Here is a 17828-nt window from a genome sequence, read left to right as displayed (position 1 = left end):
AATAAGCCTGTTCTGCGGGTTCTTGCGCAGCAGTCTTCGAATTCGCCGAGGTCGGATCGTTTCGGTCAATTGACTATTCAAACCCCAACCCGCCTTCGCGTACAATACAGACTGTCCCAAGCCTCAAACCTGCTTGCGAATTATTTCAACCTGAGAGTCAGTTACTTTGGACCGTCAACAGCAACGAATCGCAGAAGATCTCTCCAGCCTGATTGCAGGTGATGTGCGATGCGATCCGGTGTCGTTGTCTATTTACTCGAGCGATGCCAGCCTCTACCAGCTGCCTCCCCTCTGTGTCGCCTACCCCCGCGATCGTGAGGATATGATCGCCATCGCCCGGTATGCCTCTGAGATGCATATCCCCATCATTCCTCGTGGTGCAGGAACGGGCCTGGTTGGAGATGCGATCGGCACCGGAATTGTAATTGACTGCTCGCGGTTCATGACCGGATTTGAACTGCTCAATGACAATCTGGTTCTGGTCCAGCCCGGCGTGGTTCATGCACGTCTCAATCGCTATCTCAAGCCGCTGGGCCTCTATTTCCCTCCGGATCCATCCAATACAGAGGTCACGACAGTCGGCAGCATGCTGGCGATTGATGCTGCTGGCTCCCGCGCAATTCGCGTCGGCTCGACCCGCGATCATGTCAATCGCATTGAAGTCGTGTTGGCAGACGGAACCTGCTTTGATGTGGGGAACGAAAGTCTGTCGATTCTCAATCAGCCTGTCGCCGGTTCAAGTACTTCTCTACTCAGTGAACCGTCCCCTGAAGTACGTGGCGAACAGGCCCGACGGACAATTCTAAGTAAAATGTCGAAGCTGCTCACCGATAACGCCCAGCTCATTCAGGAGAAGCAGCGTACCGGAATTCCCAACTGCAGCGGCTACTTTCTCAAAGGGATTAAATCGAGGGATCACCTCAACCTGGCGCGGATGCTCGTGGGATCCGAAGGAACACTCGGGCTATTCACATCGGCGATTCTGCACGTTTCTCCGTTACCCGCTCATCGAGGTGTGGCGCTGCTTCTGTTCGGAGATCTCTCCTCTGCGATCAAGGCCGTGCAGACCATCACCCATGAGCAACCCTCGGCGTGTGACTTGCTTGACCGTCGCCTGTTGTCGCTGGCGCGGGACGCTGATCCCCGTTTCGCGTCACTGATCTCACCCGCAGCAGAAGCGGCACTGCTCGTAGAGCAGGTAGGCTTCAGTGATGCCCAGGTTCAGCAGCGTCTGCACAACGTAACGCTGGCTGTGAAAAACATTAACTCCCGCGTGGTGGTGGCGATGGAAACCCATCAGCCGGACGAGGTCGATTTCCTCTGGTCGCTGCCTCAAAAAGTAGTGCCTTCGCTCAGTCGTCTCCCAGGCGAGTCCCGACCGCAGCCCTTTGTCGAAGATATCGCGGTGCCTCCGGAACGGCTCAATGAGTTCTCACAGAAAGCGCAGAAAGTCTTTCAACGCCACGAGGTGACCGCCACATTTTACGCGCACGCCGCCTCGGGGCAGATTCACCTGAGGCCCTTTCTGCCTGCTCTGACCGAGCAGAATGCCCCCATCTTGGAAAGCATTGCCCGCGACCTCTACCAGACGGTCTTTTCCGTTAACGGAACCATCAGTGGAGAGCATGGCGACGGCCTGGCACGCACGGCGTTCCTCCGTTCCCAGTACGGCGATCTGTATCGTGTCTTCCGCGAAGTCAAAGATATCTTCGATCCCAGTAACCTGCTCAATCCCGGCAAGATCATCAACGATGATCCGCATGTGACGATTCGCAACCTGCGTCCCGTGCCTGAAAAGTTTCCCGAGCTGATCGACCTGCAGTTGGGCTGGACTCCCCAGGAACTGCAGAATGAGGCCAGTCGCTGTAACGGCTGTGGTTCCTGTCGTCGTCAGGATGACGGTTCCCGCATGTGTCCCGTCTTTCGGATTGAACCTGTCGAAGAAGCTTCACCCCGTGCCAAGGCCAACCTGTTTCGCGGTCTGCTCTCGGGAGCCATTCATCCCAATGAGCTCTCCTCCCAGGATACCAAGCGACTCGCGGATACCTGCGTGAACTGCAAGCAGTGCGTGCTCGACTGTCCTTCCTCGGTGAATATTCCGCAGATGGCCATCGAAGCCAAGGCGGCATACGTTTCTGCGAATGGACTCGACCACACAGACTGGATTCTCTCCCGCGCCCATTCCTTCGGTGCACTGGGCAGTACTCTTTCTATGGCTGCCAACTGGGCGATCAATAATTCGACGGCCCGCTGGGTCATGGAAAAGATGATGGGCATACATCGGCACCGAAAGTTGCCCCTGTTTTCCCGCAGATCGTTTCTGCGGTCGGTCCCACGCAAACTGACGAAACGACCCCGGCCGGGAAGCGATCCTGACCTTGTGATCTTTTTCGTCGATTACTACGCCAACTACCATGATCCAGAACTCGCACATGCCCTGTTGGCCATTCTGCAACATAACCAGATTCCGGTCTACATTCCGCCCCTGCAGCTGGCTTCTGGCATGGCGATGGTGTCGGCAGGAGATCTGATCGCGGCCCGTAGTCTGGCCAGGGAAAACATTCAGATCCTGAGCGAATTCGCCCGCGAAGGGCATCGCATCGTCTGTACCGAGCCGGCAGCGGCCATCTGTCTTAAGCAGGAATATCCGATGCTGGTCCCCGGCGAAGATAGCGAGGTAATCGCGAGCCAGGTGCTGGAAGCGGGAGAATATCTCTGGGAGCGGCGTGAGTCAGGTCGACTGAGGACCGATTTCGGGCGGCTGGCGATGGAACTGGATTATCATACCCCCTGTCATATCAAGGCTTTATCGTCGCGGTCTGCACTGAAAGAGCTTCTCGCTTTGATTCCTGAGCTGCAGGTGAATACAATTGAAAAAGGTTGCTCGGGGATGGCTGGTACTTACGGCCTGGCCCGGGAAACCTTTGAGACTTCCAAGCAGATCGGTCAGGAGTTGATCGATCATATGAAAATAACGAATGTTCACGCGGGTGCGACGGAGTGCAGCAGCTGTAAAATGCAAATGGAGCAGGAATCTGCGATTCCCACCATTCATCCGATCAAACTACTGGCGCTTTCTTATGGGCTCATGCCAGAACTCGAACGGTCTTTGCAGCCGCAGAAGAAAAAACTGGTCGTATCATGACAGCCTCATCCATTCAGGTCCGATTATTTGCCCGTGCCCGGGAACTGGCCGGCAGTGAGACTATCAGCGTCAAAGCCGTTGACAACATGACGGTAGCCGGGTTGCGGTCTGCCATTGCAGAACAGTATCCCGAACTGCAGTCCTTGAGCGGTCAACTGTTTATCGCCATCGACAATGCCTATGCAGGCGAAGAGCAGTCACTCACCGCAGAACAGGAAATCGCCTGTTTCCCGCCGGTAAGCGGTGGTTGACTCGTCTGAGTAAGAGAACCTTTAAAACTGGGACCATCATGCCCGACTCGATTGCGATTGTAGAAGAACCGATTGACTACACTGCCCTGACCGAACAGGTCCGTTCGAATGCCTGTGGGGCCGTGGTGCTGTTCATGGGAACGGTCCGGGAAATGACCCAGGGCAAGCAGACCGTCGCGCTCGACTACGAAGCGTACCCGGAGATGGCTTATAAAACGATGCAGCAGTTGATCGACGAAGCCCGCGCGAAATGGGACGTGCATTTAATCGGCATTGAGCATCGCATCGGGCATCTGACGCTGGGAGAAATCAGCGTGGCGATCGCTGTCAGCTCGGCTCATCGCAGTGAGGCGTTCGAGGCGGGGCGGTTCCTGATTGATCGACTGAAAGAAATCGTTCCCATCTGGAAAAAAGAGAACTGGGCCGACGGGACCACGGAATGGGAACATCCGGGGATCACGGCAGAATAATCCCTGTGGAACCGCAGATCGCGGCTATAATAGTAGATAAACAAATCATTGGATTTTAATAACCACGTCAGCGTTTAACCGACGTCAAACGCGAGAGGCATTGATGGAACTGCAGAACCAGCTCATCGATTCATTCGGACGGGCACATAACAACCTGAGAATCAGCGTTACCGATCGCTGTAATATCCGCTGCTTTTACTGCATGCCTTCGGAAGATGTCCAGTTCGTCCACCGCAGCAAGATCTTGTCTTTTGAAGAAATCGTACGTTTCGTGCGACTGGTGGCCCCGCTCGGAGTCAATAAAATCCGCCTGACCGGGGGAGAGCCCCTGGTGCGCAAAAACATTCCCGAATTGGTCAAGATGATCGCCGACATCCCTGGTATTCAGGATATCGGGATCACGACCAACGGCATTCTGTTGCCTCAATACGCGCAAGCTCTGTTCGATGCGGGACTCAAACGAATCAACATCAGTCTGGACGCGTTAAACGCTCAGAAATTCCAGGAGATCACCCGACGGGACGATTACGAGAAAGTGCGGGAAGGGATTCGTGCTGCTCATGCTGCTGGGTTTGATCCCGTAAAAATCAATGCTGTCTCGATTCGCAATCTCACTGAAGATGAGATTGTTCCCTTTGGGCAACTGGCCCGGGAAACCGGTGCGGAAATCCGCTTCATCGAATTCATGCCCCTTGATGCCGACAACAAATGGGAACGCGACAAGGTTCTGTTCGCACAGGAGATCCGCGACATTCTCACGCAGGGGATCATGCCGCTGGTACCTGTTGAGCAGACGGACAAAAGTGCCCCCGCGTCTGACTTCGTGTTTGAAGACGGCGTCGGGCGGATTGGTTTTATCGCCTCGATCAGTAACCCCTTCTGCATGAGCTGCAACCGGTTTCGCCTGACAGCGGACGGCAAGTTAAGAAACTGCCTTTTCAGCCTGGATGAAACTGATATCCGCAAACTCTTCCGTACAGATGCTCCCGATGAGGAAGTCATCGACGCCGTGAAAAAGAGCATCGCTGCCAAAAAAGAGGGGCACGAAATCAATACCGCCCGTTTCATCCAGCCCGATCGTCCCATGTATTCCATCGGAGGCTGATCTCGCAGGTTCCTTCCTGACGGTGAACGATTCATGAACGAGCAGCTGATCTATCTGGATAACGCGGCGACCAGCTATCCCAAGCCGGATACAGTTTACACCGCCATCGATGAATACAATCGCCACTGCGGTGCACCTGTCGGCCGGGGGGCCTATCGAAAATCGGTCGAGGTACAATCTGATGTCGATCAGTGCCGCAAGCTGGCAGCCGAAGTCCTGGGGGCGAGCCGACCTGAAGAATTAAGCTTCACGTTTAATGGCACCGATAGTCTCAACACAGTGATTCACGGTCTGCTCCGCCCTGGCGATCATGTCATTACATCCGATGTTGAGCACAATTCCGTGCTCCGTCCCTTACAGACTCTGAAACATCGCTGGGGACTGGAAGTCACGCATATCCCCGCGAATGCAGAGTCGGTTGTCGATCCGCTCGCTTTTAAACAGGCACTCCGCAAAAATACTCGGCTCATCATTTTGAACCATGCTTCGAATGTCACCGGCAGCATTCAACCCATTGATGAAGTGGGGGAGATCGCTCGCGAGGCGGGAGTACTCTTTCTGGTCGACGCTGCACAGTCTGTCGGGCATCTCCCTTTGAACGTTTCCGCTCAGCCGATCGACTTTCTGGCCTGTCCCGGCCATAAGGGGTTACTGGGACCCTTGGGAACAGGGCTGGTTTATATCCGGGCCGAACTGGCGGAGCAGGTCGAAAGCCTGAAGCAGGGCGGGACAGGAACCAGTAGCGAAGAAGAGACTCAGCCTATGACCCAACCCGATAAATATGAAGCGGGCAACCACAACACTCCCGGGCTGGTTGGTTTAAAAGCTGCACTGGAATACCTGCAGGACAGAGGCCTTGAGGATATCAGGCGGCACGAACAGGAGTTGACGGGGTGTCTTTTGGAAGGCTTTCGTTCTCTCTCTGGCTTTGAAGTACCCGGACCGCAGGAGGTAGCAGACCGTGTGGGGGTGGTCAGCCTGATCAATCAGGCGGTGGAACCACAGGTGCTGGCATCGATTCTTGATGAAAACTTCGGGATTCAGGTTCGAGCCGGTCTGCACTGTGCTCCGCGCATTCATGACTCAATTCGTTCCGCAGAGTGGGGGGGCACGATTCGCTTCAGTCCCGGGCCTTTTACAACACTGTCCCAGATTGAGACAACGCTCTCTGCCATGCAGGAGCTGGCTGTTTCTTTTTCAGTCTGATCCCCGTTAATGACGATGAGTGAATAGAGGCGCCGTTTTCGGCGCAAAACCTGCCGGGGAAAACTCTTCGAGTATTTTTTGTATAGCAATTACTTGCTTGACACTCTTCCTCATTCACTTCAAAATTAAAATAGGCAATTCTAGCTCGACCTATCTGCAAACTCTTATCCTGAACGAAACATGATGAACCGAGATTAATCAGCTCAGTCGAACTGGGTTTGATCGGTGCTGGAGTCGTAACAGGAGCCTGTTTCTGTCGAGTGAATCGCCTTGAGTTCATAGAAATTTCACAAACCAGATCGAACCAGAGTCTTGATTCCCTGCATGCGTTATGGGACAAACAAAAAGCGTTGCTGGTGAAATCTGATTCTAATCCGTGGAGAAATTGAATGGCCGATGATTGGATGCAACAGTTAGTCGATGATGGATATCTTGGTCCCGCGCAGCTGGACGAAGCCTCCAGTCTGGCCAGTTCGATGGGGATTTCACCTGGGGAAGCGCTGGTCAAGCTGGGCTACGTGGGAGCCGAAGTGATCGCCCAGGCCCAGGCATCCATGTATGGTTATGAGTTTGTTGAACTGGAAGGTCTGGAAATTCCCCAGTCGGTGATCGAACTTGTGCCGGAGTCCATGGCCCGTGAAAACACGGTTATTCCAGTGGGGATGCGGGGGGATTCACTACAGATCGCCCTGCACGACCCGATGAAATACGAAGTTCTGGACAAGCTGCGGTTCATTATTAACCGCGATATCGATGTGGTGATGGCCCCTATCGAAGCGATTCAGGCCGCAATCAACCGGCATTACGGTCAAAGTGAGACTGAGTCGGTCGATACGATGCTGAAAGAGTTCACTGAAACTCAGATCGACATCACCGCGACCGAACTGGCGACGTCCACCAGTGTAGAAGAAGAGGACGAGAGTGCCCCCGTTATCCGTCTGGCTAACCTGATCATCAGTGAAGCGGTTAATATGCGGGCCAGTGATATTCATGTCGAGCCCTTCGAAGACCGGATCCGCATTCGATACCGGATCGATGGTTCGCTGATCGAGCGAGACAGCCCTCCCCGTCGTCTGCTCTCCGCCCTCGTCTCCCGTTTCAAGATTATGGCGAAAATGGATATCGCCGAAAAACGTCGTCCTCAGGACGGTCGTATCAAGACCACCATTTCCGGTAAGGACTACGACCTGCGTGTCAGTATTCTCCCTACCAACCATGGCCAGGCAGTGGTCATGCGTATTCTGGACCGGGACAACATTAAAGTGGGGATTCGAAACCTCGGTTTCTCGGAAGAGAACTACCGCCGCTTCCAGACGATCATTCGGCGCCCCAACGGCATCTTTCTCGTGACGGGTCCGACGGGGAGTGGGAAGACTACAACTTTGTATAGTGCCCTGGGTGAGCTGAACCGACCCGACCGGAAGATCATTACCGCCGAAGACCCGGTCGAATACTATCTGCCCGGTATCAATCAGGTGGAGGTGAAGCACAGTATCGGCCTGGACTTCTCCCGGATTATTCGTGCCATGTTGCGACAGGCCCCCAACGTGATCCTCGTGGGAGAAATTCGCGATGTGGAAACTGCTGAGATGGCAATTCAAGCATCTTTGACAGGACACTTGGTATTCAGTACGCTACATACGAACGACGCGCCCAGTTCTATTACACGTTTGATCGATATGGGTGTTCAGCCGTTCCTTGTCGCTTCTAGTGTGATGGCGGTCATGGCACAGCGTCTGGTGCGTGTTGTCTGTGGTAAATGTGTGGAGCAATACACACCCGATCCAGGGGAGCTGGAGTACCTTGGGATCACCTCCAGCCAGATGGAGAAAGCGATCTTCAATCGAGGCAAGGGTTGTAACACATGTTCACACACTGGCTTCAAGGGGCGTAAGGCGGTTTTTGAACTGATGATGATGAATTCCGCTATACGTGAGATGACTTTCCGCAGTGAGGCTTCACAGAACATTCGGCGGCAGGCCATCCTGCACGGGATGAAATCACTTGCAGAGGATGCTACTGATAAGGCCCTGCTGGGCATCACAACACTCTCGGAAGCAATGAAGCTGGCTAAGGGCATGGATTCTTAATCTGGTCGCGTTCAGACACACTGTTTCAGGAGCATTTTAAGGGCAATCACCCGGTTCCAGGTGCTGATCGTTCTGACTTTTCATGTGAAGATATTGATCTAAATTCCCTGATTTTGTTGAGTTTTGCCTGACATTACCGGATAATTACATCGGATTCGCACTTAAAAGCGGCCCGAATTCATAAATACATTTCTAAATCGTCTTATCTAAATCTACGTTATTTTGTTCTCGGATAACTTGTTACATCAGGTGGTTCACGGAAAGCCGGAAGTTCATGATCGTTCTGAGAAAAGGATTGCCTCTAGTCACAGAATGATCCTTGATTTCCAGCGTTGATCGCATTTCCGATCTCCGTCGAACACGCTCCAGATCCAAATATCGCGTTTTCAGAAAGTACTTTGGATGGCAACAGTTCAGATTGATAAATTGCTGGAGACTGTCGTTAAAGAAAAGGTGAGTGACCTGCACATCACCACCGGGCAGCCTCCTGTTGTACGCGTCGGGGGCCGCATGGTCCGCCTGGAAACCAAAAGTCTGGAGCCGGACGATACTGTCGCGTTAATGAAGAGTATCACACCCGAACGAAACCAGCAGGAACTGCAGGAAGTCGGGGGGACCGACTTCGGATTCGCGTTTGGAGAAAAAGCGCGGTTTCGTGTGTCCGTCTTCAAGCAGCGCGGCCAAATCGGTATGGTGCTGCGTCGAATTCCCAACGAGTTCCTCACGTTCGAACAGCTGGGGTTGCCCAAGGTAATCGGTGACCTGCTGGAACGTCCCCGAGGTCTGTTTCTGGTGACCGGTCCAACCGGGTCGGGAAAGACAACCAGCCTCGCGAGTATGATCAATCACATGAACGATACGATGGATCACCACATCATCACGATGGAAGATCCGATCGAGTACTATCACCAGCATAAAAAATCGACCATTAACCAGCGTGAGATCGGCGTGGATGTGCCGACCTTCCCCGAAGCACTGCGACGTGCCCTGCGACAGGATCCGGACGTGATTCTCGTGGGGGAAATGCGAGACCTGGAAACCATTTCAGCGGCGATTACCGCTGCGGAAACGGGGCACGTTGTGTTTGGAACGTTGCATACGACTGGTGCCCAGGGAACGGTAGACCGAATTATCGACGTGTTCCCCACCAGTCAGCAGGACCAGATCCGCACGCAGCTTTCCAGCTCGATTATCGGGATTCTGAGTCAGGCTCTGATGCCCAAAAAACCCAAGGGGCTGGTCGCCGCTTATGAAATGCTGGTCGTTACGCCCGCGATCGCGAACCTGATTCGTGAAGCGAAAACCTATCGTATCAACTCCAGTATTCAGACGGGGCGTAAATTCGGGATGCAGCTGCTCGACGATGCGTTGTTCAATCTCTGGCGCGACGGGTTGTGTGAAGAAAAAGATGTTGTCATTCGCTCCAATAATCCAGGTGAGTTGAAAGCCAAGATTGCGATGGCCAAGAAGGGCCTCCTGGAAGATGACGATGATGACGACGAGGATGATGACTTTGAGGATTGAGATCAAAACAGAAAGGCGACACAGTAACGTCGTCCTTTTCTGTCTGGAATAAACTAGGTGTTAATCAGAGGTAGACACACATGGCAGCACGACGCCTTGGTCAAATCATGGTCGATCTGGGATACATTTCAGAAGATCAGTTATGGGATATTCTGGAAGAACAGAAGCAGAGTCCGGGGGAAGTGATCGGCCAGGTGGCGATCCGCATGGGCCTTGTGACTGACGAGCAGGTCACCCAGGCACTCGCCGAACAGTGGGGTATGCCCGTTGTTGAACTGAGTGAAACCAATATTCCTCCCAAGGTGCTGGAACTGGTTCCGGAAACGATGGCCTCGATTTACAAGATCATGCCCGTTTCCCTGAAGGACGGCGTGTTGACCGTCGCCATGGCTGATCCTCAGAACGTGGCAGCTCTCGATGACCTGCGTAACTTTCTGGGATACGATGTCCGCGGTGCGGTTTCGAACCTGAAAGATGTTGAAGCGGCTATCGAACGGCATTACTCCGAGCATCAGGACAGCATCGAAGACGTCATCGGTGCCATTGAGGATGAACTGGGTGAAGAGACCGGCAAAAACGTCTACAACATCACCGATACGGATGAACTCGTCGATGCGGCTCCGATTCGTAAGCTGCTCAACATGGTCATGCTGCTGGCGATCAAAGATAAAGCTTCCGACATCCACATGGAACCGTTTGAAGATGAATTCAAGATCCGCGTTCGCGCCGACGGTGTGCTGTATGAAATGGTTCCCCCACCCCGCCACCTGGCGAATGCCATTGTTTCCCGTATCAAAATTATGGCCGACCTCGACATCGCCGAACGGCGTCTGCCGCAGGACGGTCGTATCGAATTGAACGTCGGCGGCAACCCGGTCGACTTGCGTGTCAGTGTGCTGCCTACCCTGTTCGGCGAAGCGGTCGTTATGCGAGTTCTGGACCGGACCGTGGTTCAGCTCGACCTGAATAAAATCGGCATGGATCCCAATACCCTCACCCGTTTCCGCGAGATGATTCACCGCCCCAACGGGATCGTACTGGTGACCGGCCCGACGGGGAGTGGGAAAACCACGACCCTTTACTCGGCGTTGAACGAGCTCAACGTCATCGAAGAAAAAATTATTACAACCGAAGACCCGATCGAGTACGACATCGACGGCCTGATTCAGGTCCCGGTGAATCCCGATATCCAGGTGACCTTCGCTTCAGTGCTGCGGGCGATTCTGCGACACGATCCCGACCAGATTCTGATCGGTGAGATTCGTGACTACGAAACCGCCGAAATCGCGGTGCAGAGTGCGTTGACCGGTCACCTTGTATTCAGCACGTTGCACACCAACGATGCGCCGTCGGCGATCACCCGACTGCGCGATATGGGGGTTCCGACCTTCTTGATCACCGCAACGGTTGAAGCGATTCAGGCACAACGACTGGTGCGAACCATCTGTAAAGAGTGTCGGACCGAGTTCGAGCCCAGCGATGAGTTGCTCATGGAACTGCAGCTCCCCATCGAGCAGGCGCGACAGTACAGCTTCTACTACGGAAAAGGTTGTGCCACCTGTAATAACTCGGGATACAAAGGCCGTACCGGTCTCTATGAACTCATGGACGTCACCGACGAAATTCGCGACCTGATTACCGAAGACGCTTCGGTCGACGACATTCGAAATGTGGCACGCAGCCAGGGAATGACCACGTTGCGTGAAGCCGGGCTGAAACTGATTTTTGACGGAGTCACCACGATCGATGAGGTCGTACGGGAAACCGTGATGGAAGATATCGAATAATCTGGTACCACCAGGTACATGCAAAACACACTTTTTCAAGACGACTAATGACGGAGTAACGCCATGCCGGTTTATCAGTATGAGGCCATGGATAACACAGGGCTCGAGGTCAAAGACACCATCGAAGCGCCTTCCGAAGCCGATGCCCAGACCATGATCAAAGAGAAGGGCTTTTTCGTTACCAAAATTGCTGAAAAAGGCCGCGGCAAAAAACAGAAAAAAGGAGGAGGCGGCAAAGGGGGCGGAGCTGCCAAAAAAGCAAGCGCCAAGAAAGGTGGGTTCTCCATCGGCGGCGTGCGTCCCAAACAGCTCTGTACCTTCACCCGTCAGCTGTCCACGCTGCAGGACGCCGGTCTGCCGATCCTGAGAAGTCTGCGAATTCTGGAATCGCAGGCCAAGCCAGGGCCGCTCAAAGCCTCCCTGGATGGCGTCATTGAAGACATTGAATCGGGCAACACGCTCTCCGAAGCCATGGCCAAGCAGCCGAAGTGTTTCGATAACCTGTACGTCAACATGGTGAAAGCCGGTGAGGCCGGTGGTGCTCTCGAAATCATTCTGCAGCGTCTGGCCGAGTTCAAGGAACGGGCCCAGAGTCTGAAGAAGAAGGTGCAGGGGGCAATGATCTATCCGGTCGCCGTGATCACGGTAGCCAGTTTGATCGTGGGCTTCATTATGTACTGGATTATTCCGAAGTTCAAAAAGATCTTCCTCGACTTCGGTACTGAACTGCCCGGTATTACGCTTATGCTGATGAATATGAGTGATATCGTGGTGAACTACTTTTATCTTTTCCCGGCCGTTCCGATTGCGCTCTGGATCTTCATCAAGATTGTGAGGAAGAACAAGAAAGGAGCGTTTATTGTCGACTGGATTGCCCTGCGAATACCCTTGCTAGGCAAGATTATCAGTAAGTCGGTGACCGCGCGAACCTGTCGAACGCTGGGGACACTAATTTCATCCGGGGTGCCCATTCTGGAGGCGATTATCATCGCCCGTGACACGGCGGGGAACATGGTTTTCCAGCGGGCCTTCGATACGATTTATGCCGCGATCCGCGAAGGGGAGACCATGGCGGTTCCGCTGAAGGAAGCCCGCATCGTGGATGATATCGTGGTCAACATGGTGGACGTGGGTGAAGAGACCGGTGCACTCGACGACATGCTTTACAAGGTGGCGGATGTGTACGACGAAGAGGTCGCCGTGCTCGTGGACGCCCTGGTGAGTCTGCTGGAACCTCTGATGGTGATCGTGCTGGGGCTCATTGTGGGTTTCATCGTGATCGCACTCTTCATGCCGCTGATTAAATTGCTCAACGATTTGTCCTAGTTAGATCGTAGTATTTTGAGAGGGGTGTTGCAGAATCATACAACTTTTTGCCTCTCTCTGGTGCCGGCCATTATGCGTTAAGTCTAACAATAAGTGTAACTTAGTGTGAATGGTGAAAATCGGGCATAAAATTTGCCCTATATATATCGTAGAAAAGTCCCGGCTGAACCCGCCTGTATCAGGCCAACGGGATGCTTTCTAATGCTAAAATGAATCAATGAAAAGAGTTAGGAGTTAGAAATGCAAAAACGGTCGCCAAAAGCCCCTTCGGCGTCGCAGCACAACAGGAGTGCGTTTACTCTGATCGAGCTCATGATTGTGATCGTGATCATCCTGATTCTGATCGGCCTCCTCATTCCCGCCGTAGGTGCCGTCCGTCTCCGGGCGCAGCAGTCTCAGGTGAGAAGCGAAATCGCGAATCTGGATACTGCTCTGACATCATTTAAAACTGATTTTGGAATTTACCCGCCCAGCTATATTAAGCTGTATGAATCAGGAAGTGCCACTTGGGATGCACACAGTAGAGGCTTGGTTCGCAAGATGTGGCCTCAGTTTAACTTCGCCCTTGATAAAGATATTAACAACGATGGTGATGTGAATGATGTTTTTACTCTTAACGCAGGTGAATGTCTTGTATTCTTCCTTGGTGGGGTCTGGGATGTAACAGGAAAGACTCCAAATGGGTTTTCGAAAAATCCAGCAAACCCGTTCGCAATCGCGACCGGGGGGACCAATCGTCGTGGTCCTTATTTCGAATTCGATAATAGTCGTTTTACAGATATCGATAGTGATACCGCGGCAGAATATAAGGACGCATTTCCTGGTCAGCAGATCCCTTACATGTATTTCAGTAGCTATGATGGTCGTGGCTATCGATCTTCAGAATTACCCAGTATTCCAGCTTTAGGGATAGCCATGACCAATGTGTATCACCAGGGGGATCCGAGTCCTTCTGCATCCTTAGGGCCAGCTTATAAATCCAAGTCATATCAGATCATTTCTGCCGGTGCGGACGGCCAACTTGGCACTGGAGGGAATTACGATCCAGATAAAAACTTTCCTGCTGGGCGAACCGTAGAGTCAGATAACATTACCAATTTCTCGAATGGCTCTCTCAAATAATTATTCGCTGAAGCACACTCCAGTTAGTCAGGTTATTATTCAATGCGTCGATTTACCACTCATCAATCTGTTCGAGTAACACGTCGCGGCTTTACGATGGTCGAGCTGATGGTGGTCATTGGAATTCTCTTGTTTTTGATTGCCACTTCCGCGATCGTCGTACGCAATATCGGAAATAAGGCTCGGGAAAAAGCGACGATGGCAACAATCGTCAAAGTTAATAGCCTGCTGACTCAGCGAATCCAGGCATTTCACAAAACACTTGAGTCTGGACGCACACAAAAACTTCTACAATCACGCGCGAGTGGCAAACGATCACAACTTGTCAGTACTACAAATAACAAAAAATACAATGTCCTGTCACAGCCTGTAATTGAGATACTGGTTCGTAAAGATCTCTTTCGGGAGCAGTTCCCTCAATTTATAGGAGATAATACGCAAGTCAATGCTCTCATGGGGGCAGCTGCAGGGGACGACATGACAGGCGATAATGGAGCCAGTATCAGTTCGGAGTACCTTTATTATACTCTTACTCAATATGATGGACTGGGGATAGCTCCTGTTGGCGAGGATGCTTTTACATCGTCTGAGATTCGTGACACTGATGGAGACGGACTTAAGGAAATTGTAGACGGATGGGGCAGACCGCTTCGTTTTTATCGCTGGCCAACTCGGTTATTCCGCCCCTACCAGGGAACCTCTAACGATCCGATTTTGCGTGAAGTTGCAGGGACCCTCTTCAGCGGTTTACCCCCCGTTCCCTCTCTTCCATCAGAGCCAGACCCTTTGACTGTGGATCCTGATGACCCACTGGGGCGGATTGCAACGGAAAATACCCGTACGGGGGGGCTGATGACTGGCATATTCAATAATTCTGCCAATTACTTTTATGACTCAACTTTAGCCATGCCCTGTGAGTACGCCGTGATGAGTACGTTCTCAATGCCATTGGTTGTCTCTGCTGGCGAAGATGGGATTTTGGGTATACACGAGCCTTCAGATGTCCCCAATAACGGGATTCTGGCGCAACCCACTTCGCTCCCTGTTGTAGAAGGTATTTATGATAATATTTCCAATCACAATCAACGTGCCGGAGGAAGGTAATGTCGATGCACACTATGCATAGAGATAATCTGACACGGCAGGGGCGCGGGCATCGAGGTGCCTTTACCTTGGTCGAACTGCTGGTTGTGATTTCCATTCTGGGTATTCTGGTGGTGATGACGATCACCTCCATCAATTTCGCGCTCTCAACTGATTTGACTCGTAGCGCTTCGCGACAGGTTCAATCTTATCTGGCCGGGGCTCGTGATCGGGCCATTTATGCGAAGGCACCGCGAGGCGTACGTTTCTTCCTGGACCCTGATAATCCAAGCGCGGTTACCAGTATGGTCTATATTGCACCCAGCCCCTATTGGGAGCAGGGAGTGATCCGTATGGAACGGACCGATTCTGATTCGAATGGAGTTGCTGATTCACCAGAAGTTTACTACGTACGTGGTGATGGTACTGACTGGGCCGCACTCGCCGCCCGTGGTCTGATTAAAGCAAATACGCGTATCAAAATCCCTGGAAATGATAGCGGTACTTGGTATGTCATAGATTATAACGGTTCCGGAGTATCTGGTGGAACTGAACTCCTCCGACTGACCACCGCTTATCGTGATCCTGGAACCTCTGAACCGGATGAAGTAATTGCATTCACTCCTGGTAGCGGGCCGACCAATTATCAACTGGAACTGCCACCAGCTGTTCTGTCGGGCGAGGAACCGACCTTGTTGCCAAATAATACAGGCATAGATTTAGATCGTTCATTCCTCCCACTCAGTTGGAGGCCTCCGATCGATGCAAATCATGTCTCTGTTGGACCAGACGGTAGTCCTGGTGTAGCTGGTGTCGATGACAATGGTTCAGGGGGGGCTGACGATGCAGGCGAACTCCTCTGGCCTGGTAGTGACGATTTTCGACTCTACTCCAGTCAGTTGGACCTGATTTTTTCCCCTCGCGGCTCTATCTTGGGTAGCGAAGCTGGTAGTGGAAAGATTCACTTTGTGATTGATACTCTTGAAAATATACAGTCATCCTGGCTGAGAAATACGGATTACGCTGAAGGAATGAAAGTGCAGTTACCCGCACGCGGTTCGTATCAGTATATGCCGTATGACAGAGTTTATGTCTGTAAGGCTCCCGGAACAAGCGGTGGCTCTGCATCAGTGTTCCTCAATACGAATCCAAATAATTCGCGCGATGTGAGTAAGACCTTTGCCACAGATGGATCGGTTCAGTGGGAAGTCCAGTTAAATTCTACTCCTTCGTTACTTACGATCTTTACTCGAACGGGGAGTGTTAGCGCATATCCCATGTATTTTGACGCAAGAACAAATTTGCCCCCAGATGTCTTTAGATATGCGGAAACCGGGGAAGCAGCCAAATGAATAAGCTAAATTGTGTAACCAGGAAATGCGCATCATCACACCGCGGTGGTGCGACACTAATGGAAGTTCTCATGTCAGTCATGATTATGGGGTTGGGGGTGATTCCGCTGGCAACTTTGTTTCCAATCTCGGTTCAGCGTAGTGTACAGGCCACGCAACTAACCAACGCCACAATCTTACGCTACAACGCTGAAGCCATGCTCGATGCTTTTCCGGGAAGGTTACTGCATGACCCGGATAATGATGGAAATCGTAACGAGCATCGTTATACAAATCGAAAATATGTTGTAGACCCGATTGGATCTCTGCTGGCCGATGATCCGGCATACAAAGGACGCTTTGGAAATGATGGACAAGGTAACCCCTACGGCAATGTACTGCGTTTCGATGCTGGCTTCGCCGCATTAGGAACAGGGCCGAACTTTTTTGCGCAGCAAGATTCCTGGGAACTTCAATACGAAGGCATTCCTGTTTCGAATACACTGGACACGGTCACTTTTGATCCCGCTGATATTTCTGCAGAACTAATGCAGACAATCAATGACAATGCTGTTGCAGGTATTCCACAGGGCATCTGGTCACGTCTGGTTATTTTCGATGAGTCTGGCAATGAGGCTCAAATCCGTCCCCTGGCTTCCGTTTCACCAACTGAAATCGCAAACCGTAGATTTCAGGGATTTACTGATTTGCCTACGAATTTACGCTATGTCGATGGCAGTGGAAATGGGCTCGTTTCCAAAGTCCGCGTCGAAATCCAGGAGCAGCGTTATACCTGCCTACTGTCAGTGCGTCACCAACCGACTCGTGTTGCTGCAGTAGATGTTGTGGTCTTCTTCAAACGCGATTTCTCTCCCGCCAGCGAAGTCATCCACAATGTCAGTGACTTTGTGACTTATTCGAACGGTGCGGATGGAGCACCTGGTGTGGCTGGAAGAGATGACAACCGAGATGGCAACACTGACGATCCAAGCGAACTGGGCTGGAAAGGGTCTGATGATATACCCAATTATGAATTTACGTTGCATTACAACACCAATGTTACCAGCGCTCCTTTGAGCCTGTCACCGGAAGAAGTGAAGCCACCTCTCAAAAAGGGGGGGTATATCTTTGATGTGAAAAATGCCCGTTGGTATCGCATCCAGAAGTTTGTTGAAAATTCTGCCGGGACGGCAGCTCTCGTGACTTTGGACCAACCTGTTATACAGGATATCCGTAACTCTGCCGGAGATGCTACGACTGCCGGTGGTGTCATGGTGCGTCCTGATGTGATTCAAGTTTATGCCCTCGGAAACAAACTTGACCCGAGTAATTAGTACCATCGCTTAACATTGAAATGTTAAAAGCCAACTATTCTGGCCCTGAGAACG

General features: G+C 52.1%; 13 protein-coding genes. All 13 read left to right on the top strand.

Translation table 11 applies throughout. The features are described 5' to 3' along the window. The first annotated feature begins 166 nt into the window (after positions 1–166). The 13 genes from FYZ48_RS04615 to FYZ48_RS04555 all read left to right on the top strand — a co-directional run bounded on the left by FYZ48_RS04615 (position 167) and on the right by FYZ48_RS04555 (position 17774). Positions 167–3145 (top strand): anaerobic glycerol-3-phosphate dehydrogenase subunit C, encoded by a 2979-nt coding sequence (locus tag FYZ48_RS04615; protein WP_149337998.1) that lies wholly within the window; start codon positions 167–169, stop codon positions 3143–3145. Beyond that, positions 3142–3396, top strand: coding sequence for a MoaD/ThiS family protein (locus FYZ48_RS04610; protein WP_149337996.1), 255 nt, complete (start codon positions 3142–3144; stop codon positions 3394–3396). Before FYZ48_RS04615 ends, FYZ48_RS04610 begins: the two co-directional genes overlap by 4 nt. A gap of 38 nt (positions 3397–3434) precedes the next feature. Beyond that, positions 3435–3866 (top strand): molybdenum cofactor biosynthesis protein MoaE, encoded by a 432-nt coding sequence (locus tag FYZ48_RS04605; protein WP_145442901.1) that lies wholly within the window; start codon positions 3435–3437, stop codon positions 3864–3866. 103 nt (positions 3867–3969) lie between these two features. Continuing rightward, the gene (gene moaA / locus FYZ48_RS04600) at positions 3970–4971 is read left to right on the top strand and encodes a GTP 3',8-cyclase MoaA (protein WP_149337994.1); all 1002 of its coding nucleotides are present in this window, start codon (positions 3970–3972) and stop codon (positions 4969–4971) included. A 33-nt stretch (positions 4972–5004) separates the two neighbouring features. Beyond that, entirely contained in the window at positions 5005–6177 is a 1173-nt protein-coding gene (locus tag FYZ48_RS04595; protein ID WP_149337991.1) for an aminotransferase class V-fold PLP-dependent enzyme, read from the top strand. A gap of 389 nt (positions 6178–6566) precedes the next feature. Then, positions 6567–8267, top strand: a complete 1701-nt coding sequence (locus FYZ48_RS04590) for a GspE/PulE family protein (RefSeq protein WP_145044428.1) — start codon at positions 6567–6569, stop codon at positions 8265–8267. Positions 8268–8669: 402 nt separating this feature from the next. Then, positions 8670–9791 (top strand): type IV pilus twitching motility protein PilT, encoded by a 1122-nt coding sequence (locus FYZ48_RS04585; protein ID WP_145044427.1) that lies wholly within the window; start codon positions 8670–8672, stop codon positions 9789–9791. A gap of 80 nt (positions 9792–9871) precedes the next feature. Further along, positions 9872–11578: a GspE/PulE family protein gene (locus tag FYZ48_RS04580; protein ID WP_145044426.1), complete on the top strand. Its 1707-nt coding sequence runs from the start codon at positions 9872–9874 to the stop codon at positions 11576–11578. 63 nt (positions 11579–11641) lie between these two features. Next, complete coding sequence (locus FYZ48_RS04575) at positions 11642–12904, top strand: type II secretion system F family protein (protein ID WP_149337989.1); 1263 nt, start codon at positions 11642–11644, stop codon at positions 12902–12904. 240 nt (positions 12905–13144) lie between these two features. Continuing rightward, positions 13145–14026 carry a type II secretion system protein gene (locus FYZ48_RS04570; protein WP_149337987.1) on the top strand — a complete coding sequence of 294 codons (882 nt, stop codon included), beginning with the start codon at positions 13145–13147 and terminating at the stop codon, positions 14024–14026. A gap of 42 nt (positions 14027–14068) precedes the next feature. Beyond that, the gene (locus FYZ48_RS04565; protein ID WP_149337985.1) at positions 14069–15130 is read left to right on the top strand and encodes a type II secretion system protein; all 1062 of its coding nucleotides are present in this window, start codon (positions 14069–14071) and stop codon (positions 15128–15130) included. After that, on the top strand, positions 15130–16461 hold the full coding sequence (locus FYZ48_RS04560; RefSeq protein ID WP_149337983.1) for a pilus assembly FimT family protein: 1332 nt from the start codon (positions 15130–15132) through the stop codon (positions 16459–16461). The genes FYZ48_RS04565 and FYZ48_RS04560 overlap by 1 nt, the downstream gene beginning before the upstream one ends. A 71-nt stretch (positions 16462–16532) precedes the next feature. Continuing rightward, positions 16533–17774: a hypothetical protein gene (locus FYZ48_RS04555; RefSeq protein ID WP_149337981.1), complete on the top strand. Its 1242-nt coding sequence runs from the start codon at positions 16533–16535 to the stop codon at positions 17772–17774. The last annotated feature ends 54 nt before the right edge of the window (positions 17775–17828 follow it).

This window comes from Gimesia chilikensis, from assembly GCF_008329715.1.
GTDB classification, from domain to species: Bacteria; Planctomycetota; Planctomycetia; order Planctomycetales; family Planctomycetaceae; genus Gimesia; species Gimesia chilikensis.
This window is presented reverse-complemented; position numbering and strand designations above follow the sequence as displayed.